The following is a 26,632-nucleotide window of genomic DNA, read 5'->3' on the forward strand; positions in this document are numbered from 1 at the left end:
CGCCCTTACTCCGCCGCGGCCGGAGCGAGCGCGGCGCCCTCCGCCCCCGGCGCCTCCGCGAAGCGCCGCTCGGGATGCATCGTGAAGGCGAGCGCCGCCCCGGCGAGCAGCAGGCCGATCGAGCCCGCGAAGGGCAGGATCCAGTTGCCGGTCAGGTCGACGATCCAGCCGAAGGCGAGCGGCGAGACGATCGCGGCCACCGCCGACCCGGTATTCATCAGCCCGCTCGCGGTGCCGGAATATTGCGGGGCGATGTCCATCGGCACCGACCAGATCGGCCCGATGACGAGTTCGAGGAAGAAGAAGCCGGCCGAGAGCAGCACCGCGATCGCCGTGAGGTCGCGGGTGAAGAACACCCCGACCAGGCTGGCGGCCGCCCCCAGCATCCCGAGCAGGATGATGCTGAGCCGCGCGAGCTTCAGGTTGCCGGTCCGCTGCAGGATGTGGTCCGACAGGACGCCGCCGAGCGTGTCGCCGACCACGCCCGCGAAGAACACGCCGGACGCGAACAGGGCCGAGTTCTTGAGGTCGAGCCCGTACCCCTCCTTGAAGAAGGACGGCAGCCAGTTGAGGAAGAGCCACAGCGTCCAGCCGTAGCAGAAATAGGTCAGCGTCACCGGCAGCATCCGGCGGGTGAGGCGGCCCCACGGCACCGCGCTGCGCTGGCCCGGGACCCGGGCGGGCGGCAGGGCGGCGAGTTCCTCGGGCGTGATGCGGGCGTGGTCGCGGGGATCGTCGCGGAACGTGACGTACCACGCCACCACCCAGACGAAGCTCGCCACTCCCAGCACCACGAAGCCGTAGCGCCAGCCGACCAGCGCGATCAGCAGGGCGACGATCGGCGGGGCGACCGCGTTGCCGAGCCGCGCGAAGGCGTGGGTGATGCCTTGCGCGAAGCCGCGCCGGCCGGGCACCGTCCAGTTCTGCATGGCGCGCGTCGCGGTCGGGAAGGTGGCGCCCTCCCCGAAGCCCAGCATCACGCGGGCCAGGAAGAGCGAGGCCATGCTCCCGGCGAAGCCCGTCAGCACGGTCGCGGCGGCCCAGATCACGCCGCAGATCAGCAGCGTGCGCCGCGCCCCGAACCGGTCGCCGACCGAGCCGCCGATCACCTGGAACACCGCGTAGGGATACGCGAAGGCCGAGAAAATCAGCCCGAGCTGCGTGTTCGTCAGCCCGAGATCCTGTTTGATGTGGCTCGCCGCCGTGCCGATGTTCACCCGGTCGATGTAGGTGATGAAGTACATCAGGCACAGCATCAGGAGGACACTGGTCGTCGCCTTGACCCTTGCCGGCATGGGCGTCTCACTCCGCGATGGAGGCGGCGGGCGGGAGACCCGGCGCGTCCAGGTTTCGGGCCGCCGTCTTGGTGCGGCGGGCTCCGCCGTCCGGGCTGGGCCGAACGGCATTACGAATTTTGAATACATTATCTGATCCGCCGCCGCTGGCAATCCGGTCCCGAGACCGATTCCGGCCCGGTCCACCGATCCCGCATCGGACGAGCGGGGCCGGAGGATAGTCTTCGGCCCGCGCGGAACCGGCGATCATGGTGCGGCGAACGCTGCGTCGGCCGCCAAGACGGCGGTCTCTGCCGGCGAAGACTTTCCCGAGAGGGCGGAAAGTCGATCCGAGTCCGGGCGGGCCGGACGATCTGTCCCTGATCTTGCCCCCGATCTTGCCCCCGATCTTGCCCGGGGCCGGGCCGCCCCCCGCTGCGCCGCGCGCCGCCCGGCCCCGGGCAGGCCGGAAGTTCCGGCCTGTGGCGCGGCGGGCATAGGCGGTTGTCCGCCTCGCGCGCTACGTTTCGGAGTTGTTTCGCGCCGGTCCCTCCGCCCCCCCGCCCGGCCCTCCGCCGCTCCCAGGTCCCGTATGACGACGCTTCCCCAAGGCAGCCCGGTCCTCGGCTCCCTCGCATGCCTCGCGGCGGTCCTGTCGATCGTCGCGGGAGGGATGTACTACCTGAACGCGAGCTACCACGACCATTACGAGATGAGCCGGCTCCAGGCCGTCGCGCGGGCCGATCCCGCCGCGCCGCTCTGGCGCGGGCGCCACCGTGCCAAGCCGGGACCCGCCCCGGAGAGCGGGGACGAGCGGCCCGAGACCGCCTACGAGGAGTAGCCCGTCGGCCCCGCCCGCGGGGTTTGTTGGAGAGATCTGCGGTTCGGTGAAGCTCAGGCGAGCCTTACTCAGGTCAAGATCGGTCTTTACGGTCCAGATTCGGAAACAGTGGAGAAACCAGGGGCCTTCCGGCCCCGCGCGGAGCATCGTCCATGGTGAGATCCGGCCCCGTCGAGAGTCACCGGCCCGGCTCGCGCCGCGCCTACACGCGCACGGTGTGGGTCATCGCGATCGGCACCCTCGCGGTCGCGGTCGCGCAGGGCGCCTACGCGCTGGCGATCGGCTCGGACAGCCTGCTGGACGAGTCCCGCGGCTTCGGCTTCGACATCGTGCTCAACGCGGTCGCCGCCCTGGTCTTCGGCCGGGGCGAGCGGGTGGAGCGGCTCTCCGCCCTCCTCGTCGCGGCGATCATGGCCGCGTCGGGGGCGCAATCCCTGCTCGACGGCTGGCGGGACCTGACCTCGCCCGACAAGACCAGCACCGGGCTCGTCGCCCTCTCGCTCGCCAGCAGCCTGTCGGTCTCCGCCCTCGCGGCGGCCGCCCTGTCGCGGTTCCGCGACGACCCGAACCCGCTGATCGAGGCGACCTGGCTCAACGCCCGCAACGACGCCGTCTCGAACGCCCTGATCGGCGCGGTGAGCTTCGGCTCGTTCCTGGCCTCGGCGAGCTGGGTCGATTGCGGCCTCGACCTGATGGCGGCGTTCCTGTCCTTCCAGGCGGCGGGCGCCATCCTGCTGGCGAGCCTGCGCCGGCACGCGCCGGCGGGGCCGGCCTGCGCCCCGACCCTGCCGTGACCCGGGCGGCGCGGTGAGGACGGGCGGGGAGGGGGGCCGCGTCGCGGCCTTCCTGCTGATGGCGCTGATCTGGGGCCTCACGTGGCTGCCGACGAAGCTCGCCGCGGAGGTGGTGCCGCCCGTCACCCTGGCGCTCTTCCGCTTCACCCTCGCGGGGCTCGGCTACCTCGTCCTCGCCCTGCGCCTGCCGCTGCGGATGGAGCAGCCGGGCCGGATCCTGCTCGCCTCGCTCCTCATCACCACCGGCTCCTACGGCCTCCTGTTCTGGGGCGTCGCCCGGGCACCGACCGGGCTCTCGGCGGTGGTGAATCTCGGGCTGATGCCGATCTTCATCGTGCTCGTCGGGGCGCTCTACGGGGAGGAGCGGATCACCGGGCGGCGGCTCGGGGCGATCGGGCTCGGCCTCGCGGGCCTCCTCCTCCTCTATCAGGGGCGGCGCGGCGGCGGGTCCGACGAGGCGGGGCTCGGCCTCGCGGCGGTCGCGGCCGGCACGCTCAGCTACGCCTGGGGCGCGGTGGCGAGCCGCCCGCTGATGCGGCGCATGCATCCGGTCGCGCTCGCCTTCTGGGAGACGAGCCTCGGGGCCCTCGGCCTCGTGCCGGTGGCGCTCCTGGCCGAGGGCTACGATCCGGGCCGGCTCGCGGGCCTCGCCGACCCGCGCGTCGCCTTCGGGCTCGGCCTCATGGTCCTGGGCGGGTCGCTCGCCGCCTTCACGATCTATCTCTGGCTGGTGCGGGCCTGGGGCGCCTTCCGGGCCGGGCTCTACGCCTTCGTGAGCCCGGCGGTGGCGGTGGCGGTCGGCGTGGCGGCGGGGGGCGAGGTGATCGGCCGGCCCGAGGCCCTCGGCATGGCGGTCCTGCTCGCCGCCACGGCCCTCGCCCTGGCGGAGCGCCGCCCGGCCCCCGCGCCCGCCGCCTCGCCGGCGGATTGAACCTCGCGCGCGTTCCCGTAAGCTTCCGCCCCGGCCGCGAGCGCGGGAGGGCGATCATGCGGGACGCGGACGCCGTCTTCACCGGGTCGATCCCGGCCCTCTACGACGGCGGTCTCGGCCCGGTGCTGTTCGCCCCCTACGCGCGCGACGTCGCGGCCCGGGTCGCCGCCTTCGCGCCCGCGTCGGTGCTGGAGACCGCGGCCGGCACCGGCATCGTCACCCGCGCCCTCGTGGCGGCCCTGCCCCCCGGCACGCCGGTCCTGGCCACCGACCTCAACCAGGCCATGCTGGACCACGCGGCGGCGCAGCCCGGCGCGGCCGGCGTGACCTGGCGCCAGGCCGACGCGCAGGCCCTGCCCGTGCCGGACGCGGCTTTCGACGCGGTGGTCTGCCAGTTCGGCGCGATGTTCTTCCCCGATCGGCGGGCCGCCTTCGCGCAGGCCCGCCGCGTGCTGCGGCCGGGGGGACGCTTCGTCCTGACCGTCTGGGACCGCCTCGCCGAGAACGACCTCGCCGCCACGGTCACGCAGGCCCTCGCCGCCCTGTTCCCGGCCGACCCGCCGGCCTTCCTGGCCCGCACCCCCTACGGGTTGCACGATCCGGAGGCGGTGCGGGGGGACCTGCTCGCTGCCGGCTTTTCTTCGGTCACGGTCGAGACCGTGCCGCAGGTCAGCGACGGCGTCCCGGCGCGGGCGGCGGCAGGAATGTGCCAGGGCACGCCGCTGCGCGGCGAGATCGAGGCGCGCGGCGCGGTGAGCCTCGACGAGGCGACCCGGGCCGCCGCCGCGGCGATCACTTCCCGGTTCGGCGATCCGGTCTGCGGCGCGCGGATGCGGGCGCACGTGGTGTCCGCCCTCCGCTGACGGGGCCGCGGGGGCGGCCGCGAGCGGGGGCGGGGCGGCGCGGGGCGACCGCCGGGACGGCCCCGCCCGGCGCCTGGAACGCATGGCCCCAGGGCCTGGACGCTTCGCTGGGCGCCCTCCTGCTGCGCGTGCTCCGGCGCCGCGACGGCGGCGAGCGCGAGGCGGGCGAGGGACGCGATGCGCGTGGTCATGGGGCGGTCTCCTGAGGGGGCCAGGAGGCGGGCCGGCCGATGCCGGCATCCCGGGCGCGGGAGCTTCCCTGAAGCGGCCGCTCACGCCGCGTGAATGACGGACCGGAAGCAGATCGGCTGACCACAATTCGCGTTTGACCAATCGAAACGCACTGCAACGACACCATCGCACGAGTCCAGCTTCGCACAAGGCAGGCGAGCTATTCCTGCGGCAGCCTTGATTCAATTGTTTCCGGGTGTCCGATGGCCCTCAAGAGCAGCAACCCAGCCACGCAGATCGCGGCCCCCCCGGCGCCATGGCTGGACGCATCGACGGACAGCGGTGCGCTCGGCGACAACCTGACCAGCTTCCGGAGCCTGAAGCTGGACGGAACGGGCGCGCCCGGTACGGCGATCCTGGTGAGCTACACCGGAACGACGGCGGCCGGTAAGCGCGTCTCCGGCACCATGCCGGCCGTGACCGTGGACGCCTCGGGGGCCTGGAGCGTCGCCACGACCAGCCTGTCCGACGGCGTGTACGCCTTCACGGCCGTCGCGCAGAGCGGGCCCAGGAGCACGAGCGCACCCTCGCCCGCCCTCACCGTCACCATCGACACGACGCCCCCGCCGGCGCCGATCCTCAGGGATTTCCCGGCCGCCTCCACGAACAACGCGACGCCGACCCTGGCCGGGACGGCCGAGAAGGGCGCCAAGGTCGCCATCTACATGGATGGTGCCGCGACCGCCCAGGCCATCGTGACGGCCGACGCGACGGGTGCGTGGTCCTACACGGAGGCGAGCAGGCTGATCGACGGCACCCACAGCTTCGTGGCCACGGCCACGGACGCGGCCGGGAACACCTCGGTGCGCTCCTCCGCGAAGTCCGTCATCATCGACACCGTCGCGCCCACCGAGACCATCACCCAGCTGCTCGTCGCGGGCGACAACGTGATCGACGCCGGCGAGCAGGCGGCCGGCACCGTCACGGTCTCGGGCACGCTCTCGGCCGCGCTCGCCCCGGCGGAGAGCCTGCTGCTGACCGTGGCCGGGGCGACCTACACGGTGCCGCAGGCCAGCCTCTCGGGCACCAGCTTCTCGCTGCAGGTGGCCAAGCCGGCCGCCGGCTGGGCGAGCGGATCCGCCTCGGCGCGGGTGCAGGACGCCGCCGGCAATGCGGGCCAGACCACCACGCAGAGCTTCACCCTCGGCGGCGCGCCGGTTCCCCCGGCGGGCCAGCTCTCCCTGCTCGGCATCAACCTCGCGGGCGGCGAGTTCGGCAGCGCGGTGCCCGGCCGGTACGGGACCGACTACATCTACCCCAACCACGCGGAGATCGACTACTACGCCGGCAAGGGCCTGAACGTCATCCGCCTGCCCTTCCTGTGGGAGCGCCTGCAGCCCGTCCAGGGCGGCGCCCTGAGCAGCAGCGATCTCGCCTACATCGACGACGTCGTGAGCTACGCGAACGCCAAGGGCATGAAGGTCGTTCTCGACATGCACAATTACGGCTCGGGTTACGGCTCCCCCGTCGGCAGCGCGGCCACCCCGGTCGGCGCCTTCGCGGATTTCTGGGGCAGGATGGCGGGGCACTTCGCGTCCAACCCGAACGTGCTGTTCGGCCTGATGAACGAGCCGCAGCAATCCACCGCCACCGAGTGGCTCGGCGACGTCAACGCGGCGATCCAGGCCATCCGCGGGGCCGGCGCCACCGCGCAGGAGATCCTGGTCCCGGGGACCTACTGGGACGGGGCCTGGACCTGGACGACCTCGGACAACGCGGCCGTGCTGGGCGGCGGCGTGGTCGACCCGTCGAACAACTACGCCTTCGAGGTGCATCAGTACCTCGACGGCGACGGGTCCGGCACGCACGCGGGCGTCGCCTCGACGAGCATCGGCGTCGAGCGCCTCCAGGCGGCCACGCAATGGGCCGAGAGCACCCACAACCGGCTGTTCCTCGGCGAGTTCGGGGTGGCCCAGGATCAGACGAGCCTGGCGGCGATGGACGCCATGCTGGGCTACATGAGCCAGCACACCGGCGCCTGGCAGGGCGCCACCTACTGGGCGGGCGGCCCGTGGTGGGGCGACTACATGTTCTCGGCCGAGCCGACCGGGCTCGGGACCTCCAGCGTCACCGACAAGCCCCAGATGACGGTGCTCGACAAGTACATCTGAGCGCGGCCCGGGCGCGGGGCGGCGCCCCTTGATGCGGCGGCCGGTCGTCGTCATCTGAGGGGCAATGCCCGCGCAGATCCTCGACGAGGCCAGCCTCGGCCGCTTCCTCGACGCCTTCTACGCCCGCCTGCGCGCGGACCCGCTCGTCGGCCCGGTCTTCGCGGCGGCGATTCCCGATCCCGGCTGGCCCCGCCACATGGAGACGATCCGGGCCTTCTGGTCCTCGGTGCTGTTCCGGACGGGGCGCTACAAGGGCAATCCCTTCGGCAAGCACCTCGCGCTCGCCGGGCTCGGCCCGGACCACTTCGCCCGCTGGCTCGCCCTGTTCGAGGAGAGTGCGGCGGCGCATTTCGCGCCCGAGATCGCCTCCGTCCTGGTCGAGCGGGCGCACCGGATCGGCGACAGCCTGAAGGCCGGCCTGTTCTTCCGCCCCGGCGAGGCGGCGGGGCGAGGCGGCGCCTGAGAGCCGGCGGGGCGGCCCCGTCCGGGCCCGGGCTCAGCCGGCCCCGTCCTCGCGGTGCCTGTCGGTGAACAGGCGCCCGTCGGGGAAGCGCAGGCTGACCTCCGCGCTGAGGCGGCCGCTCGCGCGCACCCGCAGCATCGCCGGCCGGGCGAGCTCGTCCCGGCGCGCGAGCGCCTCCTCGGCGCAGAGCGGGGCCTCGCGCCCGCCGCCGAGCCCGCGCCACCACGCCACCGCCTTCTCCCGCGCGTAGCCGCGCCCTTCGAGCGCGAGCCGGATCCGGTGGGGGCCGTCCGCGGCGTCCAGCACCACGTCGAGGCCGCCCGGGGCCGGCGCGACCTGCCAGCCCCGCACCTCCCGCCACGCCCCCTCGGCCCGCAGGGCCGCCATCACCCGCTCGGACAGGATCGGCAGGGTGTCCTCGGCGCGCGCCTCGTGCCTCGCCTCCTCGCCCGGCTCCGCCGCGGGCTCGACCCAGCAGGCCTCGCAAGTCGAGGCGTTGAGCGCGATCAGCGCCCCGCAGCCCGGGCAGGCCTTCGCCCGCACCTCCGTCTCCCGGCCGCGCACGGCGGCGGTGCGGGAGGTGACGCTGTCGACCGGCCCGTGCAGGCGCACGAGCCCCGCGTAATCGAGGATCAGCGCGTCCTCCTTGCCCGGCGCGCGGCGCAGGGCCCGCCCGACCTGCTGCACGTAGAGCCCGGTGCTCTGGGTCGGGCGCAGCAGCGCGACGAGGTCGACCTCGGGCACGTTGAAGCCCGTCGTCAGCACCCCGACCGAGGTCAGGCAGCGGACGCGCCCCTCCCGGAAATCCCGCACGATGCGGTCGCGCTCGCGCCGCGGCGTGTCGCCGGAGACCGCCTCGCAGGAGAAGCCGGCCGCCCGCACCGCGTCGCGCACGGCCCGCGCATGCGCGATCCCGGCGCAGAAGGCGAGCCAGGCCCGGCGGGCGCGGCCGTACTCCACCATCTCCTCCACGGCCGCGCGGGTGATCCAGTCCTGGTTGACCGCCGCCTCGAGCTGGCTCGGGATGTAGTCGCCGCCGCGCCGGCCGACGCCGCTCACGTCGAGGGCGGTGAGCGTCGCCTTGGACACCAGGGGCGCCAGGGTGCCGCGCTGGATCAGGTCGCCGACCGTGACCTCGTGCACGATGCGCTCGAACAGGCGGCCCTCGCCCTCGTCGAGGCGCCCGCTGTCGAGCCGGTAGGGCGTCGCCGTGAAGCCGACGACGCGCATCCCCGGCCGCACCGCGCGCAAGCCCGCGAGGAAGCGGCCGTAGCGCGTCTCGGCGGCGCGGGGGATCAGGTGCGCCTCGTCGACGATCACGAGGTCGCGGGGGCCGATCAGGTCGAGCTTGTCCCAGACCGACTGGATCCCGCAGACCAGCACCGGCGCCGCGGCCTCGCGGCGCGCGAGCCCGGCGGAGAAGATCCCGGCCGGGGCCTCGGGCCAGTATCCGGTGAGTTCGCGGTGGTTCTGGGCGATCAGTTCGCGGCTGTGGGTGACGATGGCGATGCGGGCGGCGGGGTCGCGGCCCAGACTCTCCCGGGCGAGGGCCGCGATCACCAGGGCCTTGCCGGCCCCGGTCGGCAGCACGATCAGGCCGTCGCGCAGGGCCGGCCCCCTCGCCCCCTCCCAGGCGGCCCGGAGCGCGTCGAGGCTCGCCCGCTGATAGTCGCGCAGTTGCAGCATGGGGGCCGTGTAAGGCCTTCGGATGCGCGCGTCCGTGGCGGCCACGCCTCAGGGCCGGGGCGCGGGCCTGCCCGGGATCGGCGCGGCGCCTCGGCATCCCGGGCCGCCGGCCTCAGCCCCGGAACGCGTCCTCGCCCGCGAGGTAGGCCCGCTCCTGCGGCGTCTCGGCCCGGCCGAGGATCGGGTTGCGGTGCGGGAAGCGGCCGAAGCGGCGGATGAGGTCGCGGTGCTCCCGCGCCGCGGCGAGGTGGCGGTGCAGGCCGAGCGCCGCGAAGAGCGCGAGGCTGCGATCCTGCAGGGCCGCGTCCTCGGCATGCATGAAGGGCATGTACAGGAAGGCGCGCAGCTCCGGCGCGATCGCCCGGTCGTGGCCGCGGGCGAGCGCCCGCTCGGCCGCGGCGAGCGCCGCCGCGTCGGTGGCGTAGGCGCGCGGCGTCCCCCGGAACAGGTTGCGCGGGAACTGGTCGAGGAGCAGGACGAGGGCGAGGGCGCCCTCCGCATCCGCCTCCCAGGCCGCGCATTCGCCCCGGGCGGCGGCCTCGTGCGCGGCGCGAAAGCGGGTGTAGGCGGCGTCGAAGCGCGGCTCCGCCGTGAACCAGCGCGCCTCGCCGGCCTCGCGCCAGAACGCCACCACGTCGCCCGGATCCACCGGCCCTGCGCGCACCGTGTCCCCTCCGGTCTTCGCCGCGCGCGCATCCGCTGCGCGCCGGCCCCGCCGCAATGCCTATTCCCTGTCGCGGACCGCCCGGCTAAAAGCCGCCGCATCGCACGGCCGCTCCAGCGCCCGGAGCGTCCCATCACCTCCACCAACTCGCACAGGGGGAGCCGCCATGCGGGTCTATTACGATCGCGACGCTGACATCAATCTGATCAAGGGCAAGAAGGTCGTCATCGTCGGCTACGGGAGCCAGGGGCACGCCCACGCCCTCAACCTGCGCGATTCCGGCGTCAAGGACATCGTCATCGCGCTGCGCAAGGGCTCGGCCAGCGCCAAGAAGGCCGAGGCCGAGGGCTTCAAGGTCATGGAGGTCGCCGAGGCGGCCGCGCAGGCCGACGTCGTCATGATGCTGACGCCGGACGAGCTGCAGGGCGACATCTACCGCGAGTCCCTGCACGGCCAGATGAAGCAGGGCGCGGCCCTGCTCTTCGCGCACGGCCTGAACGTGCACTTCAACCTGATCGAGCCGCGCAAGGATCTCGACGTGCTGATGGTCGCCCCGAAGGGGCCCGGCCACACCGTGCGCTCGGAGTACCTGCGCGGCGGCGGCGTGCCGACCCTGATCGCCATCGCGCAGGACGCGTCCGGCAACGCGCACGACCTCGGCCTGTCCTACGCCTCGGCGAATGGCGGCGGCCGCGCCGGCATCATCGAGACCACCTTCAAGGAGGAGTGCGAGACCGACCTCTTCGGCGAGCAGGTCGTGCTCTGCGGCGGCCTCGTCGAGCTGATCAAGGCCGGCTTCGAGACCCTGGTCGAGGCGGGCTACGCCCCCGAGATGGCCTATTTCGAGTGCCTCCACGAGGTGAAGCTGATCGTCGACCTCATCTACGAGGGCGGCATCGCCAACATGAACTACTCGATCTCGAACACCGCCGAGTACGGCGAGTACGTCACCGGCCCGCGCATCATCACGCCCGAGACCAAAGCCGAGATGAAGCGGGTGCTGACCGACATCCAGTCGGGCACCTTCACGCGCAACTGGATGCTGGAGAACAAGGTCAACCAGACCTCGTTCAAGGCGACGCGCGCCCGCAACGCCGCCCACCCGATCGAGGAGGTCGGCGAGCGGCTGCGCGGCATGATGCCGTGGATCAAGGAGAAGGCGCTGGTCGACAAGACCAAGAACTGAGCCGCGCCCCGCGCGCCTCGCACCGGCCGGCCCCCCGCGGGGCCGGCCTTTTTCATGCCCGCAGGCCCGCCGCGACGCGGCCCGATCGGAACACGGAGGGGGAGCCCTGCACGGCCGCACGCGGCACGCGGCGGTGGACAGCGGAGGGCGCCTGCCGGCTGTCACGGCGACGCCTGCCGATGTTCGGGATCAGGAGGGAGGCGTGACGGTGGTCAATCGCCTGGTACGTCTCTAACCCCGCGTTGAGCCGGTCGTAGTTGACGGCGGCGACAAGGCACCGTTCATCGCTAGTGTTCAGTCGGTCTGAATCGCTCGATTGAAGTAATTCTTGGATCGAAAGGCGTCGTTCTTCTCCCGAAGCAGTGCCGGTTGAGCAGAGCATCGATGTTCTCACGGGCTCTTGCCGCCTCAAGACAGATCACGAGACGCGTCTCCAGATCGCGGCGGGTGCGATGCCCGTGGCCTCCATCGGCAGGCTTCCCGCATCGATAACTATAGGTTAACTCTTTCCTAACAGGGGCCCCTCAGGCCGCCTCCGCCGTGGGCGCCGGTCGCGCGCCGATCACGAGAGCGACGCCGAGCGCGCGCGCTGCCTGCTCCATCCGCGCGAGTCCGGTCGGATAGTAGGGGTCGAGGATGCGCCGCACTTCCTTCTCGGCGCAGCCGAGGCGGGCCGCCAACGCGACCTTCGATAGGCCTGACGCCTTCCAGGCCGCATAGACGGCCGCCTTGACGGCGACCGACGCGGGCAGAAGAAACCGCTCCGGTTCGTCGGCCGCGGGCGGGGCAGGCGGTGAGAGGTCGAGACCGAACTTCATGCGCCCCTCGACGACCGCGACGAGACCCTGCTCCATCTGGCGCATCGCGTCGTCGTAGGTCTCACCCCATGCGACCGCATCCGGCGCTGCCGAGGAGTAGGCATGGAAGGCGCCCTCCTCCTGCCGCACCACGTAGCCGTAAATCCATCCATGCTCCATCGTGTCGACTCTCCGTGAGGCCTCTCGGGTCAGAAGCGGGTGACCCAGTCCTAGATCCGCGTGGGATCGATGCTGAGTTGCTTGCAGATCCTTTGGACTTTGTAGGGATCCAGCTCTCCGCTCTGCAGGATCGTGAACTTGTCTCCGACCCTGATTTTGTAGTGGGAGCCGGTCCCGCCTCGCTTATCCACCTCGAAGTCAAGTCCGTTCTTTCGAGCATATCGGCGAAGGTCCCGGATCAGGTCGTCCCGCTTCATCCCTCCGTCTCCGTTGCGGCGAAGGCAATATCGGACGCGTCCGTCCGATGGTCAACCGGATTCGGACGTAAATGTCCGATTCTTCACATCGGAGGGCGCGCCCTTCACCGGCGACCGGCCGACGCTCGCCCGGCCGATCCCGAGCCGGCGGGCGATCTCCGCCTTCCCGATTCCCTCTCTCGCCACGGCGGATCGCCTCGCGACTTCGAGGCAACCCTATGGCTTGACACAGAATGGCTTGACGAGAATGCGAGAATGGAACCAGGGGTCATGAGACATGACCGTCGATATGACCCGCTGTCCGGACGATTACGTCCGGACAGCGGATGACACGCCCGCGCGGCGCGTGAGCGAGGCCGAAATCCGCATGGCGAAGCAATCAGCCGGATTTCGTATGACACCGCCCGGGTCCTGCGCGGCGAGGGCTGAGGGCTGGCCGGTGCCCCCGCCTCAGCAGCCGAGCTGGCGGGCGAGGTCGCCGAGATCCGCCGCGGAGACGTCCACCGGCACGCTCGGCCCGGCCTCGCCGCCGCCCGGTCCCGTCTCGTCGGGACGGGCGATGTGCGCGGTCCCGAGCCCGCAGGCGGCCGCGGCGGCGAGGTCCGAGGAATGGGCCGCCACCATCACGACCTCCTCCGGCGCGAGGCGCAGCGCCTGCGCGGCGGCGAGGTACACGGCCGGCTTCGGCTTGTAGTCGCGCGCGAGTTCGGCCCCGAGCACGGCGTCCCAGGGCAGGCGGTTGCGGCGCGCATGCGCGATGGCGAGCCGGATATGGGCGTTCGAGCAGGGGGCGAGCAGGAAGTGCGGCCGCAGGCGGGCGAGCCCCTCGGCCACGTCGGGCCACGCGTCGAGGCGGTGCCAGGCGAGGACGAGCGCGCGCTTGGTCTCGGACGGGATGCCGGCGAGGCCCTCGGCGGCGAGCAGATCCTCCAGGCTCTCGGCGTGGAGCGCGTCGAGATCCGCGAAGGGGCGCGTTCCCTGCCGGATCGGCTCCATGCCGGGCTGGTAGCGCGCCCGCCACGCCCGCGCGAAGGCACTCCCGTCGAGGTCCGGGCGGAGCGGCCTCAGCAGGCGCTCGGCCTCGCGGGCGACCCCGCCGTGCCAGTCGAGCAGGGTGCCGAACACGTCGAAGATCAGCGCCTGGACGGCCATCCCGCTCCCTCCCGCCGGGCTCTCCCGGGCCCTCACCGCGTCCGCACGAAGCCCACGATGTCCTTGACGGCCGCGAGGTTCGGCGCGGCGATGGCCTCGGCCCGGGCGGCGCCCTCCGCGAGCACGCGGTCGATATGGGCCGGGTCGGCGACGCGGCGCTTCATCTCGCCGCCGATCGGCCCGAGCGTCTCGACCGCGAGGTCGACCAGCGCGCCCTTGAAGGCCGAGAACTGGGCGCCGCCGAAATCGCGCAGCACGTCCTCGCGGCTGACGTCGCGCAGGGCCGCGAAAATGCCCACGAGGTTGTCCGCCTCGGGCCGGCCGGCCAGGCCCGCGACCTCGGAGGGGAGGGGCTCGGCGTCGGTCTTGGCCTTGCGCACCTTCTGGGCGATGGCGTCGGCATCGTCCGTGAGGTTGATGCGCGAATAGTCGGAGGGGTCCGACTTCGACATCTTCTTGGTGCCGTCGCGCAGCGACATGACCCGGGCCGCCGGCCCGCCGATCAGCGGCTCGGTGAGCGGGAAGAAGGCCTCGCCGTGCCCCCGCGCCGCGATCGAGGCCGCGAAGTCGGTGTTGAACTTCTGGGCGATGTCGCGGGTGAGTTCGAGGTGCTGCTTCTGGTCCTCGCCGACCGGGACGTGGGTCGCCCGGTAGGCCAGGATGTCGGCCGCCATCAGGACCGGGTAATCGTAGAGGCCGATGCTCGCGTTCTCGCGGTCCTTGCCGGCCTTCTCCTTGAACTGCGTCATCCGGTTGAGCCAGCCGAGCCGGGCCACGCAGTTGAAGATCCAGGCCAGCTCCGCGTGCTGGGGCACTTGGCTCTGGTTGAAGACGACGGAGCGCGCCGGGTCGATGCCGGCGGCCAGGAAGGCCGCCGTGACCTCGCGGATCTGGTTCGTCAGCTCGGTCGGGTTCTGCCACACGGTGATCGCGTGGAGGTCGACCACGCAGTAGAGGCAGGTCGCGTAGGTCGGCTGCAGGGCGACGAAGCGCTTGATCGCGCCGAGGTAATTGCCGAGGTGCAGGTTTCCGGTCGGCTGGACGCCGGAGAAGACGAGTTCCTGGAACGCGGGCATCAGCGTCTCGTGGCGGGCCGGGGGACGGAATCCGGAAGGGCGGGCGGCCCGACGGGCGCGGCGTTCTGACCCAAGGCTTCGGGCGGGTCAAGGCGTCGGGGCCGCGGCATCGCGGCGGCGGTCAGGCCGGCTCGGTCGCGCGGGCGGGGGACGCGGCCCGCCGGCCCTGGCCGGTCGGGCAGAGGTCGAGGAGCACGCAGGTCCCGCAGGCCGGGGCGCGGTGGAAGCAGCAGCGCTGCCCGTGCAGCATCATGACCTCGTGATTGTCGTAGAGGTCCTGCGCGCTCCACGCTTCCGGCAGCTGGGCGCGCAGGATGGCGTGGGCGGGTCCGACATCGACCTTCGGCCCGATCAGCCCCAGGCGCTGCGCGACCCGGTGGTGGTGGCTGTCGACCGGCAGGGCCGGCCTGCGCAGGGTCGAGAAGCTGAGCACCGCCGCGCTCGTCTTCGGCCCGATCCCCGGGATGGCCTCGAGCCAGGCGCGGGCGGAAGCGACGTCGAGGTCGCGCAGGAAGTCGAGGCTCAGGCTCCCGTGCCGCTCGCGCACCGCCCGCAGCACCGCTTGCAGGCGGGGCGCCTTCTGCTCGGGCCAGGTCACGCCCGCGATCACCGCCTCGACCTCCGCGACCGGCGCCGCGATCAGTTCCGCCCAGTCCGGGTAGCGGGCGCGCAGCGCCTTGAAGGCGCGGCCGGATTCCGCGTTGCGGGTGCGGTGGGAGAGGAGCGAGGAGACGAGTTCGCTCAAGGGGTCGAGGTCGTGGAAATACGCGATCGGGCAGCCATAGGCCGCGCAGAGCCGGCGATGGATGACGAGCGCTGTCTCGGGCAGGGTCTGGCTCATGAGGGCGGGAATCCGCTGTCCCGCCCGCCGGTTCCCGCCGGTCAGGTCTCGTCGGCGGTCTTGCGCTCGTGGCGCAGGAGGAGCGGGGTCTGGGCCAGCGCGAAGGCGATGGTGAGCGGCATGATCCCGAAGACCTTGAAGCTCACCCAGAAATCGGTGCTCTGGGTGCGCCAGACCACCTCGTTCAGCGCCGCCAGCACGAAGAAGAACAGGCCCCACCGGAAGGTCAGCTTGCGCCAGCCCTCGTCGTCGAGGTCGAAGACGCTGTCGAGGACGAGGGAGAGCAGCGGCTTGCCGACGGCGAGCCCGCCGAGCAGGACGGCCCCGAACAGGCTGTTCACGATGGTGGGCTTCAGCTTGATGAAGAGTTCGTCCTGGAGCACCAGGGTCAGCCCGCCGAACACCACCACCACGACGCCGGAGACGAGCGGCATGATCGGCAGGCGCCGCACCAGCAGGTAGTGCACGGCGAGCGCCACCAGGGTCGCGGCGATGAACAGGCCGGTCGCCGCGAAGAGCTTCTTGTCGGCGGCGACGCCGAAGCGATCCGCGTAGGCGTTGCCGAGGAAGAACAGGCCGAGCGGGCCGAGTTCCAGGGCGAGCTTGACGAGCGGCGGCAGGTGGGCCTTGGGCGGGACGGGTTCGGTGATCATGGGCGGGGTCTAGTCCAGAGCCTTGCGGCCGCGGAGCGCGCGGAACGTCGCGCTCGCGCCGCCCGAGCATTAGACCGTCCGCGCCGCCGCCGCATCCCTGCCGCGAGGGGCCGAAGCCCCCGCGCTCCCCCGGGGCTCAGCCGTCCTTGTCCAGGCCGGCGATGGCGCGGGCGAAGTCCCGGGCCGTGAAGGGTTCGAGGTCGTCCACCCCCTCGCCGACGCCGATGAAGTGGACCGGCAGGCCGAACTTCGCCGCGAGCGCCACCAGGATACCACCGCGGGCGGTGCCGTCGAGTTTCGTCATCACCAGCCCGCTCACGCCCGCGGTCTTCTGGAACAGCTCGACCTGGCTGATCGCGTTCTGGCCGACCGTGGCGTCGAGGACGAGCAGCACCGCGTGCGGCGCCGTCTCGTCGAGCTTGCGGATCACCCGGACGATCTTCTCCAGCTCGGCCATCAGCCCGGCCTTGTTCTGGAGCCGGCCGGCCGTGTCGATCATCAGCACGTCGGTGCCGGCCTCGCGGGCGGCCTGGAGGGCGTCGAAGGCGAGGCCGGCCGCGTCCGCCCCCTGCGGGCGGCTGAGGACCGGCGCGCCGGTGCGCTCGCCCCAGACCTTGAGCTGCTCGATCGCCGCGGCCCGGAACGTGTCGCCGGCGGCGAGCATCACGCTGCGCCCCTGCGCCCGGAACTTCTGGGCGAGCTTGCCGATCGTCGTCGTCTTGCCGGCCCCGTTCACGCCCACCATCAGCAGCACGAAGGGCTTGGCAGCGCCCTCGAGCGCGAGCGGCCGCGCCACCGGCTCCAGCGCCCGCTCGACCTCGGCGGCCAGGATCGCCCGCACCTCGTCGGGCGAGATCCCCTTCTCGTAGCGGCCCTTGCCCACCGCCTCGGCGATCCGCGTCGCCGTCTCGACGCCGAAATCCGCCTGGATCAGCGCGTCCTCCAGCTCCTCCAGGGTCGTCGCGTCGAGCTTGCGCTTGGTGAAGAGCCCGGTGACCCGCTCGGACAGGGCCGAGGAGGTGCGGCGCAGGCCGCCGGTGAGCCGGCTCCACCAGCCGCGCTTCTCGCCCGGCGCCTCCGGAGGCGGCGCGGTCTCGGGCTCGGCGAGATCGGGCTCGTCGGTCTCGGGCTCGGCGAGGTCTGGCTCGGCGAGGTCGGCCCCGGCGAGGTCGGCCCCGGCGAGGTCGGCCCCGGGATGGGCGAGGGCGCTCGTCTCCCAGCCGCGCGGACCGGACGCCTCGGGCTCGACGCCGCCGTCGGGCTCCTCCGGCGTCGCCGGCTCCTGCCCGGCGGTGCCGGCCGGGGGCGCCTCGGGGGCGCCGTCGATCGGCTGCAGGTCGGCGCCCGCGAGCTCCGGCGCGAGGTCGCGCTCCGGCTCCGTGTCGGGGGAGGCCTCGGTGATGGTCGGCGGGGCCGCGGGCGGGCTCTGCGCCGCCCCGGCATAATCGGGTTCGCCCTCGGACGGCGTGACGGTCGGCGGCGCCTCCGGCGCCTCCCTGGCCTCGCCCCGGCGTCCGAACAGGCGCCCGAACCAGCCCGGCTTGGTGTTGTCGCTCATCCGCGCCTGCTCCACACCGTCCGGACGATGCGACCGGACCTCCTGAACCCCAACCACGGCGAACGCGCTGCCATGATCGTCGAAGACATAGTCTCGCGGGTGCTCTACCGCGATGCCCTGGTGCTCGTCATCGACAAGCCGGCGGGTCTGCCGGTGCATCCGGGGCCGAAGGGGGGCGAGACCCTGGTCCAGCACCTCGACGCGCTGCGCTTCGGCCTGCCGCGCCGGCCGGAGGCGGCCCACCGCCTCGACCGCGACACCTCGGGCTGCCTCGCCCTCGGCCGGCACGCCAAGGCGCTGGCCCGGCTCGGTCAGCTCTTCGCGCAGGGGCATGCCCGCAAGACCTACTGGGCGCTCGTCGACGGCGCGCCCGCCGCCGAGGAGGGGGAGATCGACCTCGCCCTCGCGCGCCGCTCGGAGGATCCGCGCAGCTGGTGGATGCGGGCGGACCCGGCCGGCGACCCGGCCCTGACCCGCTGGCGCCTGCGCGGGCGCTCCCCGGAGGGCGGCGCGTGGCTCGAACTGGAGCCGGTCACGGGCCGCACCCACCAGCTGCGGGTCCACTGCGCCGCCATGGGCTGGCCGATCCGGGGCGACGCCGTCTACGGGGCGGCGCCCCGCCGCGGCGGGCCCGGCCTGCAGCTGCACGCCCGCAGCCTGAGCCTGCCGCTCTACCCGAGGAAGCCGCCCGTCACCGCCGAGGCCCCGGTCCCGCCGCACATGCGGGCCGGCCTCGCCGCCTGCGGCTTCGCCGGCTGATCGGGCCCTTCTCTCAGGCCTTGGCCCGCTCGCGGTTGCCGTACTGCGCCAGCTCCAGCCGGGCGATCGAGCGGTTGTGGACCTCGTCCGGCCCGTCCGCGAGGCGCAGCGTGCGGATCCGCGCGTAGGCGTAGGCGAGGCCCGCGTCGCTGCTGACGCCCGCGCCGCCGAAGGCCTGGATGGCGTCGTCGATGACCTTGAGGGCGATGCGGGGCGCCGCGACCTTGATCATGGCGATCTCGAGCTTGGCGCCCTTGTTGCCGACCTTGTCCATCATGTCGGCGGCCTTCAGGCAGAGCAGCCGCGTCATCTCGATGTCGATGCGGGCCTCGGCGATGCGCTGCTCCCAGACCGAGTGGTCGGCGATGCGCTTGCCGAAGGCGACACGCGAGAGGAGCCGCCGGCACATCGCCGCGAGCGCCTCCTCGGCGACGCCGATCGTGCGCATGCAATGGTGGATCCGCCCCGGCCCGAGCCGGCCCTGCGCGATCTCGAAGCCGCGGCCCTCGCCGAGGATCAGGTTCTCGGCCGGCACCCGCACCTCCTCGAGGATCACCTCGGCGTGGCCGTGCGGCGCGTCGTCGTAGCCGAAGACCGGCAGCATCCGCACCACCCTGATTCCGGGCGCGTCGAGGGGCACGAGGATCTGCGATTGCTGCTGGTGCAGGGGGGCGTCGGTGTCGGTCTTGCCCATCACGATGGCGACGGCGCAGCGCGGGTCGCCCACGCCCGAGGACCACCATTTGCGCCCGCTGAGCACGTAATGGTCGCCGTCGCGGCGGATCCGGGTCTCGATGTTGGTGGCGTCCGAGGAGGCGACGTCGGGCTCGGTCATCAGGAAGGCCGAGCGGATCTCGCCCGCCATCAGGGGCGCGAGCCAGCGCGCCTTCTGGGCCGGGGAGCCGTAGCGGTGCAGCACCTCCATGTTGCCGGTGTCGGGCGCCGAGCAGTTGAACACCTCGGAGGCCCAGGGCACGCGGCCCATCTCCTCGGCGCAGAGCGCGTAGTCGAGGTTGGTGAGGCCCGCGCCGCGATACTCGGGCGTGTCGTGCGCCGGGGAGGGCGGCAGGAACAGGTTCCAGAGGCCGGCCGCGCGGGCGAGGGGCTTCAGGCGCTCGATCACCGGCACCGGCTGCCAGCGGTCGCTGCCGAACCCCTCCATCTCGGCCTTGTAGGTCGGGACGTTCGGCCGGACGTGCTCGTCCATGAAGGCGACGACCCGGTCGCGCCAGTGCCGCTGCCGCTCGGAGAGGGTGAAGTCCATCGGCGTGCTCCTCCCGGGCCGGGGTCGGAGCGCCCCGGCATCGTCCCACACCCTAGCGCCGAGTCCCGCGGCGGGAAAACCCTGCGCGCAGAACCCGGTTTTCGAAAGCGCGGCCCGTCGGGGGCAGACCCCGGGCGGGGGCGGCGTACCGCTCTTTCTACGCGGGCGGCGCGAAGAGGCCGAGGAAGAGCGGCCTGGCGTAGAGGTCGGCGGCGGTCTCGGGCGTCACGCCGGGCACCCAGGCGGGCAGTTCGGCGGCCCCGTTGATCATGCTGCTGACGAGCTGCGCGGCGATGCCGGGGTCGTGGGCCCGCACCGACCCGTCCGCCATGCCCTCGACGAGGCAGAAGGTGAAGCGCTCGGCGAGGCGGTTCATGGTCAGGCGGGTCTGCGTGCGCAGGGCCTCCGGCAGGGCGCTGAAGGCGGTGACGCGCAGGAGCGGCCCGGCCGGGCCGAGCTGGCGCCGCACCAGCGTCGCCGAGACGGTGCAGAGCCGCGCCCAGCCGCTGCCGCCCGCCGCGTCGGCGGCGTCCTGCACGGCGCGGATCTGCGCGAAGCTGCGCGAGAAGCAATGGGCGACGAGGTCGTCCTTGTTGTCGTTGTGGTGGTAGAACGAGCCCTTGGTGACCTTGAGCAGCCCCGAGATCTTCTCCACCGAGGCGCCCCGGTAGCCCTGCTGGTTGATCAGGATGGTGGCGGCGCGCAGGAACGCCTCGGGGGAGACCTCGCTCTCGGGCGGGCGCGCCGGCTCGGGCAGGATCGCCGGGGACCAGGCGGCGGCCGGGCCGGCGAGGCCGCCCAGCAGCAGGTCGCTCACCAGGGCGGCGACCCGGCCGTAGTCGCGCGGCTCGTAGCGGTCGATCCACAGGCGGGTCGAGTGGATCACGCAGAGGAGCAGGTGGGTGCGCGCGTTGCGCTCGGCGCGGTCGAGCCCGGCCTCGTCGAACAGCCCGCGCAGGCGCCGGAACAGGTCGGCGTAGGCCGAGAACACCGCCTCGGCCTGCGGCTCGGGCAGGGCGCGCACGTCGTTGAGGACCGCGGTGTCCGGCTCGGCGCCGGTGGCGACCGCGGCGCGCTTGGCGAGGGTGAGGTCGAGGAGGCGGCGCAGCCGCGCCGCCGGGTCGGGCGCCGCCTCGGCCTCGGCCACCAGCGCGTCGAGGACCGCGATCGTGTGCAGGAAGCAGGCGGCCGCCAGATCCTCCTTGCGGCGGAAATAGTAGGTGACGCTGTTCGTCATCAGGCCGACCCGCCGGGCGACCTCAGAGAGGGTCGCGCCCTTGACCCCCGCCTCGTTGAAGAGCGCGACGGCGGCCTGCAGGATCGCATCCCGCTTCTGGGCGTAGCGCCTGGTCTGGCGCGGGGGCGCCTCCGGCGCGGCGGGCGGGTCGGCCATGTCGAGGGGCGGGGACATCGGGAGATTGAGCACGCGCGACGCGCGGGTGACAAGCCGCGCCCGGGCGCGCCTCAGGCCGGGAGCCGCGCCTGCGCCGCGGCGCGCGGCCCGGCGGGATCGGCCCGCAGGCATCGCGCGACGATCGGGCGCTTGCCGGCCAGGGAGGTGGGGAGCCGGTCGACGATCTCCAGGGTGAGGTCGAGCTCCCCCGCGAGCCGGCGCCCCATCCGCAGCAGGAAGCCGGTGAAGTCGGGCAGCGGCCCGGTGCTCGGGACGACGCGCAGGGTCACTTGGCCGGGCTCCTCCTGCACGAACTGGAAGGCCCCGACGCCGAGGAGCGCCGGATCGAGCTGGATCATGTCCGCGAGCGGCACCTTGAGCCCGGAGCGGCCGAGCAGCGTCTCGGGCGCGCTGCGGGGGCGGATCCGCCGGACGGTGAGGCGCCGCCCGTTGCGGTCGTCCGGCGCCTCGACGAGTTCGGCCTCGTCCCCGGTTTCGTAGCGGATCAGCGGCATCCCCGCGCCGAGGAGCCCCGTCGCGACCAGCCGCCCGCGCGCGCCGGGCCGGGTCAGGGGCCGACCGGAGCCGTCGACGATCTCGGCGAGGCCGTGGAGCGGGTCGAAGACGTAGCAATCCGGCGCCCCGGGCCGTTCGGCCGCGAAGGCGACCTGCTCGCGCAGCCCGTAGACCGGGACGAGGCGGGCCCGGGGAAAGGCCCGTTCCAGGGTCGCCCGCGACGGGCCCGAGAGCGGTTCGGAGGTCGGCAGCACCCCGGTGACCTGCGGGAGCGGCCCCTCCTCGCGCAGCACGTGGGCGGCGAAGACGCAGAGCGCCGAGGGCAGCCCCTGCAGGAAGGCGATGCCCCAGCGCCGGATCGCCTCCAGGTAGCCCGCCATGACCGCGTCCGAGAGATGCAGGACCGAGCAGCGCAGCTCGCCCTCGCCGGGCGCCTCCTGCATGTAGCTCGGCGCGCCGAGATCGAGCCCCCGGAACACCGCCCGCATCGCCTGCGGCGTGAAGCCGGCCCGCGCCCATGCCTCGTGCCGGAAGGCCAGCGCTACCGGGTCGAGGCCGCGATCGAGGAAGATCCGCGCGCTCTGCCCGCTGCGGTCGACCAGGATGCAGTCGCGCAGCCGCCCGGGATCCGTGGTGCAGAAGCGGGTCGCGTCCCGGGCGAGTTCCTCGCGGGTGAGGATCGGGATCCGCGGCCAGACGGCGCGCAGCGCCGCGCCGTCGAGGGCGCCGGCGCCCAGGACGGGGTCGAGGCGCTCGCGATGGGCCGGGCTGTCGGCGCGCGCCCGCGCGACCAGGGCCGCGAGGGCTTCGTCCTGCGCCGCGCACGCGAAGGCCGGATCCGCCGCGGCGCGCCGGATGCGGGCGCGCCAGCGCCCGTAGGCCCGCCCGTAGCGCAGGCCGGCCGGCAGGCTGCGCCACGCGCGGGCGAACCGGTCCCGGGCGCCGTGGGGCAGGCGTTCGAGGGCGCCGGTGGCGACGTCGAGGGCGATCACGGTGGTCTCCTGTCGGCGGGTCACGGGAAGGGGCGGGGGCGGGCTTCAGGCCCGCAGGCCCGACCCCGCCGGGAGGCGGGGATCGGCGACGCGGCGCAGGAGCGCCGCGAGCAGGAGCCCGGCGAAGGCGGCGTTGCTGCGCAGCGCCCGCCCGGCGAGCCGGCGCGGATCCTGGGCCGCCCGGTAGGCCCATTCGGCCCCGACGCGCCGGACGAGGGGGGGCGCCCGGTGCATCCGCCCGGCGGTGAGCGCGAAGGCCCCCTCCGCGCTCAGCACGAGCGGCACGGCGAGGCGCTCCCGGTTGCGGCGCAGGAAGCCGTGGCGCAGGCCGGCGGGCAGCGACAGGACGAGTCCGTCCGCGCCGCTCGCCGCGATCCGGCGGCAGATCTCCGGTTCCTGGTCGGGGCGGAAATGGCCGTGGTGGCGGCCCGCGAGGCGCAGGCGCGGGTGGCGCCGCCGCAGGGCGCGGGCCGCGTCCGCGACGACGTCCGGCGCCTCCCCCAGCAGGAAGGGCCGCAGGCCGCGCCGCTCGCAGCCCTCCAGGACCCCGTCGAACAGGTCGATCCCCGCCACGCGCGGGCGCGCGCCGCGGCCGGCGAGCCAGAGCGCGAGGGCGATCCCGCTCCCGGCCACGCTCACGAGGTCGCTCTCCCGCAGGTCGCGGGCGAGCACCGCGTCGCGGCGCGCCGCCACCAGGGTCGCGACGTCGAGGGCCGCGTGGCGCAGCGGCGGCGCCTCGCCCGCCATGGCGGCGAGGGCCCGCGCCAGGGTCTCGTCGCGCCCGAGGAGGTCCACGGAGAGGCCGAGGAGGTCGACGCGCATCCCGGTTCCCCGCGCTCGGCGACCGCCGCCGGGCCGCCGCGGAGCGGCTCCGAGCGGCGCGGAAAACGGACTGGGCATCGAGGAAGCGGGCATCGGGGCGACCCTTCCGGGAGCCTCGCCGGCTCCCCGTGCCCCGATCGCAGCAAATTGGAAACCAAGTCGGGATGCCGGAAAATGTCGTGTTCCGGCACTCATTCCGTAGGGTTAGGAACGAAAACCGGTCGCCGGCCGTCCCGCCGGAAAGGAAACTGGTCCATTTCGGGACCGCCCACGCTCCGGGTCCGGCCGCGCGGCGCCGCGGGCGCCGCCGCGGCGCAACGGGCCGGTCCGGGGGGGCCCGCCCTTGCGGGTGGGCCCACACTTGCAGGGTAGCGGCGACAGGCGCTGCCGCGGCAGCCGTTTCGCGCCATCGCGGGACAGCCGGCGCGGCCGGCCGGACCGGAGCGGGACGGGTTCCCGGGGCACCCTGCGCGGAGGGGTCGGAATGAGCCAGGTGCGGCGAGTGGGCGGGTGGGGGCGGGTCCCGGAGGCCGGCCCGAGCGGCGCGCCGACCCGCTTCGCCTCAGGCCGCCACCGACCCGGCCCCGACGGCGCGCACCATCTCGCTGATCGAGGCGAGGGTGCGGAAGCTCGCCGGGTTGAGATGGCTCGCCGGGATCGTGATGTCGAATTCGGCCTCGATCGCCAGCATCAGGTTGACGAGGTCGAGGGAGGTGAGACCCGCCTCGGTCAGGAAGGTGTCGGGCGCGGGCCGGCTCTCGATGCCCTTCTGGGCCAGGATGCCCTGGACGAGGCCGGCCGTGCGGGCCGCGATGTCGGTCGGCGGGAATGCGGTCATCGACGATCCTCCGGTGCGCTGAGCGGTATCGGGCGCCAGGATGCGGCACCCGCCTTACGACTTGGTGCACGCATTCCCGTCGGATGGCGGTCCAAGGATTTCCGCAAAATTAGACTTAATGATCTTTGCATTTCCGTTCGCAGGCCAAGTGGGCGGCGTGATCTCGTGCTCGGCGCTCAGGATGTCTTAGGTTTTCGCCGGTACTTGTCCTGCCGCAGAGGAGAGGCGCGGCGATCCGCCGGGAGAGCGGACGCGGCGCCCGCAGCATCGAACCAGAGGGGTTGTGCATGACCATCCAGAGCATCCCGGCCGGCGGCGCGCTCGCCGCGCAGGCGGCCGCCTCCGCGGCGGAGGCGGCCGCCTCGGTCGAGCCGGGCCTGCGCGCCCTCGTGGTGGCGGGCATCGCCGCCGCCCACGCGGAGGCGGTGGACCGCGACGCCCGCTACCCGGCCGAGGCGATGGCGGCGGCCAAGCAGCAGCGGCTGCTGGGGCTGACCGTGCCGCGGGAGCTGGGCGGCGAGGGCGCGAGCCTCGCGGCGGCCGCGGATGTCTGCTACGCGCTCGGCCGCGCCTGCGCCTCGACGGCGATGATCTACGCGATGCACCTGACCAAGGTCGCCTGCATCGTCGATCACGGGCGCGGCCAGCCCTGGCAGGAGGGGCTGCTGCGCCGCCTCTGCGCCGAGCAGCTGCTCCTCGCCTCCTCGACCACCGAGGGGCAGGGCGGCGGCAACGTCCGCTCCAGCGCCGCCGCCATCGAGCGGGACGGGGACGCGGTCACCCTCGACCGGGCCGCGACCGTGATCTCCTACGGGGCCGAGGCGGACGGGATCGTGACCACGGCCCGGCGCGCCCCGGACGCGGCCGCCTCCGACCAGGTGCTCGCGGTCTTCCTGAAGGAGGATTACACCCTGGAGCGCCTGAGCGGCTGGGAGACGCTCGGCATGCGCGGCACCAGCAGCATCGGCTTCCGGCTGCGGGCGCGCGGGGGGGCGGACCAGATCCTGGCGGTGCCCTACGCGCGCATCCACGCCGAGTCGATGACGCCGGTCTCGCACATCCTGTGGTCGAGCGCCTGGGCCGGCATCGCCGCCGGGGCAGTGGAGCGGGCGCAGGCCTTCACGCGCCAGGCGGCCCGCGGGGCCGGCGGGCAGATGCCGCCGGGGGCGGCGCATTACGGCCGGGCGGCGGCCTCGCTGCGCAGCCTGCGCGCCCTGATCACCGAGGGCATCGCCCGCTACGCGGCCGCCGGCGAGGCCGGCAGCCTCGGCAGCCTCGATTTCCAGACCGCCATCACGATGCTGAAGGTCGACACCTCGGAACTCGCGCTCGCGGCGGTGTCGAGCGCCATGCGGGCCTGCGGCCTCGCGGGCTACCGCCAGGACGGGCCGTTCAGCATCGGCCGGGCGCTGCGCGACATCCTGTCGGCGCCGATCATGATCCACAACGACCGCATCACCGCGAATCTCGCGGCGACGGCCCTGCTCTCGACGGTTCCGGCCTCGCTCCGGGACTGACCCCCGCCCCCCGACCCGATTCGACACGCGCGGTGACGCCATGAACATGCGTTGGAAGAAGCCGGCCCCGCCGGCGGTGGATGCCCTCGACCGGCTGTTCGACGGGCTGTTCCGCCCGATGGGCGCGGACGGGGTCTATGCCCGCACCGGCCGCTACGAGGCGGTGGCGGAGGCCCTGCAGGCCCTGGTCTCGCGCCAGCGGGAGGAGGGGACGGAGGTCTTCCGCTTCCCGCCGGTGATGAGCCGGCGCCAGATCGAGACCCACGGCTACCTCAAGAGCTTCCCGAACCTGCTCGGCTGCGTCTCCTGCCTGGAGGGCAGCGAGGCGGAGATCCGCGGCGCCGTCGACCGGCACTACGCCGGCGGCGACTGGACCGAGGCGCTCGACTCCGCCGACCTCGTGCTGACGCCGGCGGCCTGCTACCCGGTCTACCCGATCGCGGCGGCCCGCGGGGCGGTGCCGGCGGAGGGCTACCGCTTCGACGTCGCCTGCGACTGCTTCCGCCGCGAGCCGTCCAAGGACCTCGACCGGCTGCAATCCTTCCGGATGCGGGAATACGTCTGCGTGGGCACGCCGGAGCAGATCCAGGCCTTCCGCCAGCGCTGGCTCGACAAGGCGACGGCCCTGGCCGACCGGCTCGGCCTGACCTACGAGGTGGCGCAGGCGAGCGACCCGTTCTTCGGCCGCGTCGGCCAGCTGATGGCCCTCAACCAGCTGGAACAGGCGCTGAAATTCGAGCTGCTGGTGCCGCTGCGCGGCGACGGGCCGGCGACGGCCTGCATGAGCTTCAACTACCACCGCGAGCATTTCGGGACGACCTGGAACCTGCGCGACGCGTCCGGCGAGCCGGCCCACACGGGCTGCGTCGCCTTCGGCATCGACCGGCTCGCGGTGGCCCTGTTCGCCACGCACGGGCTCGACCTCGCGGGCTGGCCGGCCGAGGTGCGGGAGCTGCTCGCGCTCTGAGCGACC

The 26,632-nt window shown here is 73.5% G+C and carries 25 protein-coding genes; 10 read left to right on the forward strand and 15 right to left on the reverse strand.

What is annotated here, in order from left to right; all coding sequences use genetic code 11:
* Positions 1–5: 5 nt before the first annotated feature.
* Positions 6–1,295, reverse strand: coding sequence for an MFS transporter (locus tag MET2598_RS0106500; RefSeq protein WP_012333212.1), 1,290 nt, complete (start codon positions 1,293–1,295; stop codon positions 6–8).
* A 571-nt stretch (positions 1,296–1,866) separates the two neighbouring features.
* Between MET2598_RS0106500 and MET2598_RS0106505 the strand changes: the two genes are divergently transcribed.
* The 6 genes from MET2598_RS0106505 to MET2598_RS0106530 all read left to right on the forward strand — a co-directional run bounded on the left by MET2598_RS0106505 (position 1,867) and on the right by MET2598_RS0106530 (position 7,508).
* Positions 1,867–2,115, forward strand: coding sequence for a hypothetical protein (locus MET2598_RS0106505; protein ID WP_018260281.1), 249 nt, complete (start codon positions 1,867–1,869; stop codon positions 2,113–2,115).
* Between the two features lie 152 nt (positions 2,116–2,267).
* A complete protein-coding gene (locus MET2598_RS0106510) occupies positions 2,268–2,909 on the forward strand; it encodes a cation transporter (protein WP_018260282.1) in 642 nt (213 codons plus the stop codon).
* Positions 2,910–2,922: 13 nt separating this feature from the next.
* Positions 2,923–3,840, forward strand: coding sequence for a DMT family transporter (locus MET2598_RS0106515; protein ID WP_018260283.1), 918 nt, complete (start codon positions 2,923–2,925; stop codon positions 3,838–3,840).
* 56 nt (positions 3,841–3,896) lie between these two features.
* Positions 3,897–4,703: a class I SAM-dependent methyltransferase gene (locus MET2598_RS0106520; RefSeq protein WP_018260284.1), complete on the forward strand. Its 807-nt coding sequence runs from the start codon at positions 3,897–3,899 to the stop codon at positions 4,701–4,703.
* Between the two features lie 434 nt (positions 4,704–5,137).
* The gene (locus tag MET2598_RS0106525) at positions 5,138–7,045 is read left to right on the forward strand and encodes a cellulase family glycosylhydrolase (RefSeq protein ID WP_012333208.1); all 1,908 of its coding nucleotides are present in this window, start codon (positions 5,138–5,140) and stop codon (positions 7,043–7,045) included.
* Positions 7,046–7,109: 64 nt separating this feature from the next.
* Complete coding sequence (locus tag MET2598_RS0106530) at positions 7,110–7,508, forward strand: group III truncated hemoglobin (protein ID WP_018260285.1); 399 nt, start codon at positions 7,110–7,112, stop codon at positions 7,506–7,508.
* A 33-nt stretch (positions 7,509–7,541) separates the two neighbouring features.
* Here the strand turns inward: MET2598_RS0106530 and MET2598_RS0106535 are convergent, their stop codons facing one another.
* A complete protein-coding gene (locus tag MET2598_RS0106535) occupies positions 7,542–9,194 on the reverse strand; it encodes a DEAD/DEAH box helicase (RefSeq protein WP_018260286.1) in 1,653 nt (550 codons plus the stop codon).
* Positions 9,195–9,306: 112 nt separating this feature from the next.
* Positions 9,307–9,858 carry a DUF924 family protein gene (locus MET2598_RS0106540; protein WP_084673777.1) on the reverse strand — a complete coding sequence of 184 codons (552 nt, stop codon included), beginning with the start codon at positions 9,856–9,858 and terminating at the stop codon, positions 9,307–9,309.
* A gap of 166 nt (positions 9,859–10,024) precedes the next feature.
* On the opposite strand from MET2598_RS0106540, the gene ilvC reads away from it, so the two are divergent.
* On the forward strand, positions 10,025–11,044 hold the full coding sequence (gene ilvC / locus MET2598_RS0106545) for a ketol-acid reductoisomerase (RefSeq protein WP_012333204.1): 1,020 nt from the start codon (positions 10,025–10,027) through the stop codon (positions 11,042–11,044).
* A 524-nt stretch (positions 11,045–11,568) separates the two neighbouring features.
* On the opposite strand, the gene MET2598_RS36055 is transcribed toward ilvC, so the two are convergent.
* The 7 genes from MET2598_RS36055 to ftsY form a co-directional block, all read right to left on the reverse strand.
* Positions 11,569–12,021, reverse strand: a complete 453-nt coding sequence (locus tag MET2598_RS36055; protein WP_018260288.1) for a type II toxin-antitoxin system HicB family antitoxin — start codon at positions 12,019–12,021, stop codon at positions 11,569–11,571.
* A gap of 50 nt (positions 12,022–12,071) precedes the next feature.
* The gene (locus MET2598_RS0106555; RefSeq protein ID WP_018260289.1) at positions 12,072–12,278 is read right to left on the reverse strand and encodes a hypothetical protein; all 207 of its coding nucleotides are present in this window, start codon (positions 12,276–12,278) and stop codon (positions 12,072–12,074) included.
* Positions 12,279–12,728: 450 nt separating this feature from the next.
* Positions 12,729–13,430, reverse strand: coding sequence for a haloacid dehalogenase type II (locus MET2598_RS0106560; RefSeq protein WP_018260290.1), 702 nt, complete (start codon positions 13,428–13,430; stop codon positions 12,729–12,731).
* Positions 13,431–13,462: 32 nt separating this feature from the next.
* Positions 13,463–14,506: a tryptophan--tRNA ligase gene (trpS, locus tag MET2598_RS0106565; protein ID WP_018260291.1), complete on the reverse strand. Its 1,044-nt coding sequence runs from the start codon at positions 14,504–14,506 to the stop codon at positions 13,463–13,465.
* A 121-nt stretch (positions 14,507–14,627) separates the two neighbouring features.
* A complete protein-coding gene (locus MET2598_RS0106570) occupies positions 14,628–15,347 on the reverse strand; it encodes an endonuclease III domain-containing protein (protein WP_018260292.1) in 720 nt (239 codons plus the stop codon).
* Positions 15,348–15,388: 41 nt separating this feature from the next.
* Positions 15,389–16,000, reverse strand: a complete 612-nt coding sequence (locus MET2598_RS0106575) for a septation protein A (protein WP_012333200.1) — start codon at positions 15,998–16,000, stop codon at positions 15,389–15,391.
* A gap of 136 nt (positions 16,001–16,136) precedes the next feature.
* Entirely contained in the window at positions 16,137–17,558 is a 1,422-nt protein-coding gene (gene ftsY / locus MET2598_RS0106580) for a signal recognition particle-docking protein FtsY (protein ID WP_026190558.1), read from the reverse strand.
* 72 nt (positions 17,559–17,630) lie between these two features.
* On the opposite strand from ftsY, the gene MET2598_RS0106585 reads away from it, so the two are divergent.
* Positions 17,631–18,317 (forward strand): RluA family pseudouridine synthase, encoded by a 687-nt coding sequence (locus tag MET2598_RS0106585; protein WP_012333198.1) that lies wholly within the window; start codon positions 17,631–17,633, stop codon positions 18,315–18,317.
* A gap of 13 nt (positions 18,318–18,330) precedes the next feature.
* On the opposite strand, the gene MET2598_RS0106590 is transcribed toward MET2598_RS0106585, so the two are convergent.
* The 5 genes from MET2598_RS0106590 to MET2598_RS0106610 form a co-directional block, all read right to left on the reverse strand.
* Positions 18,331–19,581, reverse strand: a complete 1,251-nt coding sequence (locus MET2598_RS0106590; RefSeq protein ID WP_012333197.1) for an acyl-CoA dehydrogenase family protein — start codon at positions 19,579–19,581, stop codon at positions 18,331–18,333.
* A gap of 157 nt (positions 19,582–19,738) precedes the next feature.
* Complete coding sequence (locus tag MET2598_RS0106595) at positions 19,739–20,992, reverse strand: TetR/AcrR family transcriptional regulator (protein WP_236728670.1); 1,254 nt, start codon at positions 20,990–20,992, stop codon at positions 19,739–19,741.
* A 53-nt stretch (positions 20,993–21,045) separates the two neighbouring features.
* Complete coding sequence (locus MET2598_RS0106600; protein WP_018260295.1) at positions 21,046–22,482, reverse strand: coenzyme F390 synthetase; 1,437 nt, start codon at positions 22,480–22,482, stop codon at positions 21,046–21,048.
* 45 nt (positions 22,483–22,527) lie between these two features.
* Positions 22,528–23,304 (reverse strand): WecB/TagA/CpsF family glycosyltransferase, encoded by a 777-nt coding sequence (locus MET2598_RS0106605; protein WP_018260296.1) that lies wholly within the window; start codon positions 23,302–23,304, stop codon positions 22,528–22,530.
* A gap of 562 nt (positions 23,305–23,866) precedes the next feature.
* Positions 23,867–24,142, reverse strand: a complete 276-nt coding sequence (locus tag MET2598_RS0106610; RefSeq protein WP_012333193.1) for a phosphopantetheine-binding protein — start codon at positions 24,140–24,142, stop codon at positions 23,867–23,869.
* A 287-nt stretch (positions 24,143–24,429) separates the two neighbouring features.
* On the opposite strand from MET2598_RS0106610, the gene MET2598_RS0106615 reads away from it, so the two are divergent.
* Positions 24,430–25,659, forward strand: coding sequence for an acyl-CoA dehydrogenase family protein (locus tag MET2598_RS0106615; RefSeq protein WP_018260297.1), 1,230 nt, complete (start codon positions 24,430–24,432; stop codon positions 25,657–25,659).
* A 40-nt stretch (positions 25,660–25,699) separates the two neighbouring features.
* A complete protein-coding gene (locus MET2598_RS0106620) occupies positions 25,700–26,626 on the forward strand; it encodes an amino acid--[acyl-carrier-protein] ligase (protein ID WP_012333191.1) in 927 nt (308 codons plus the stop codon).
* Positions 26,627–26,632 lie beyond the last annotated feature (6 nt).

This window comes from Methylobacterium sp. WSM2598 (genome assembly GCF_000379105.1).
GTDB lineage: Bacteria > Pseudomonadota > Alphaproteobacteria > Rhizobiales > Beijerinckiaceae > Methylobacterium.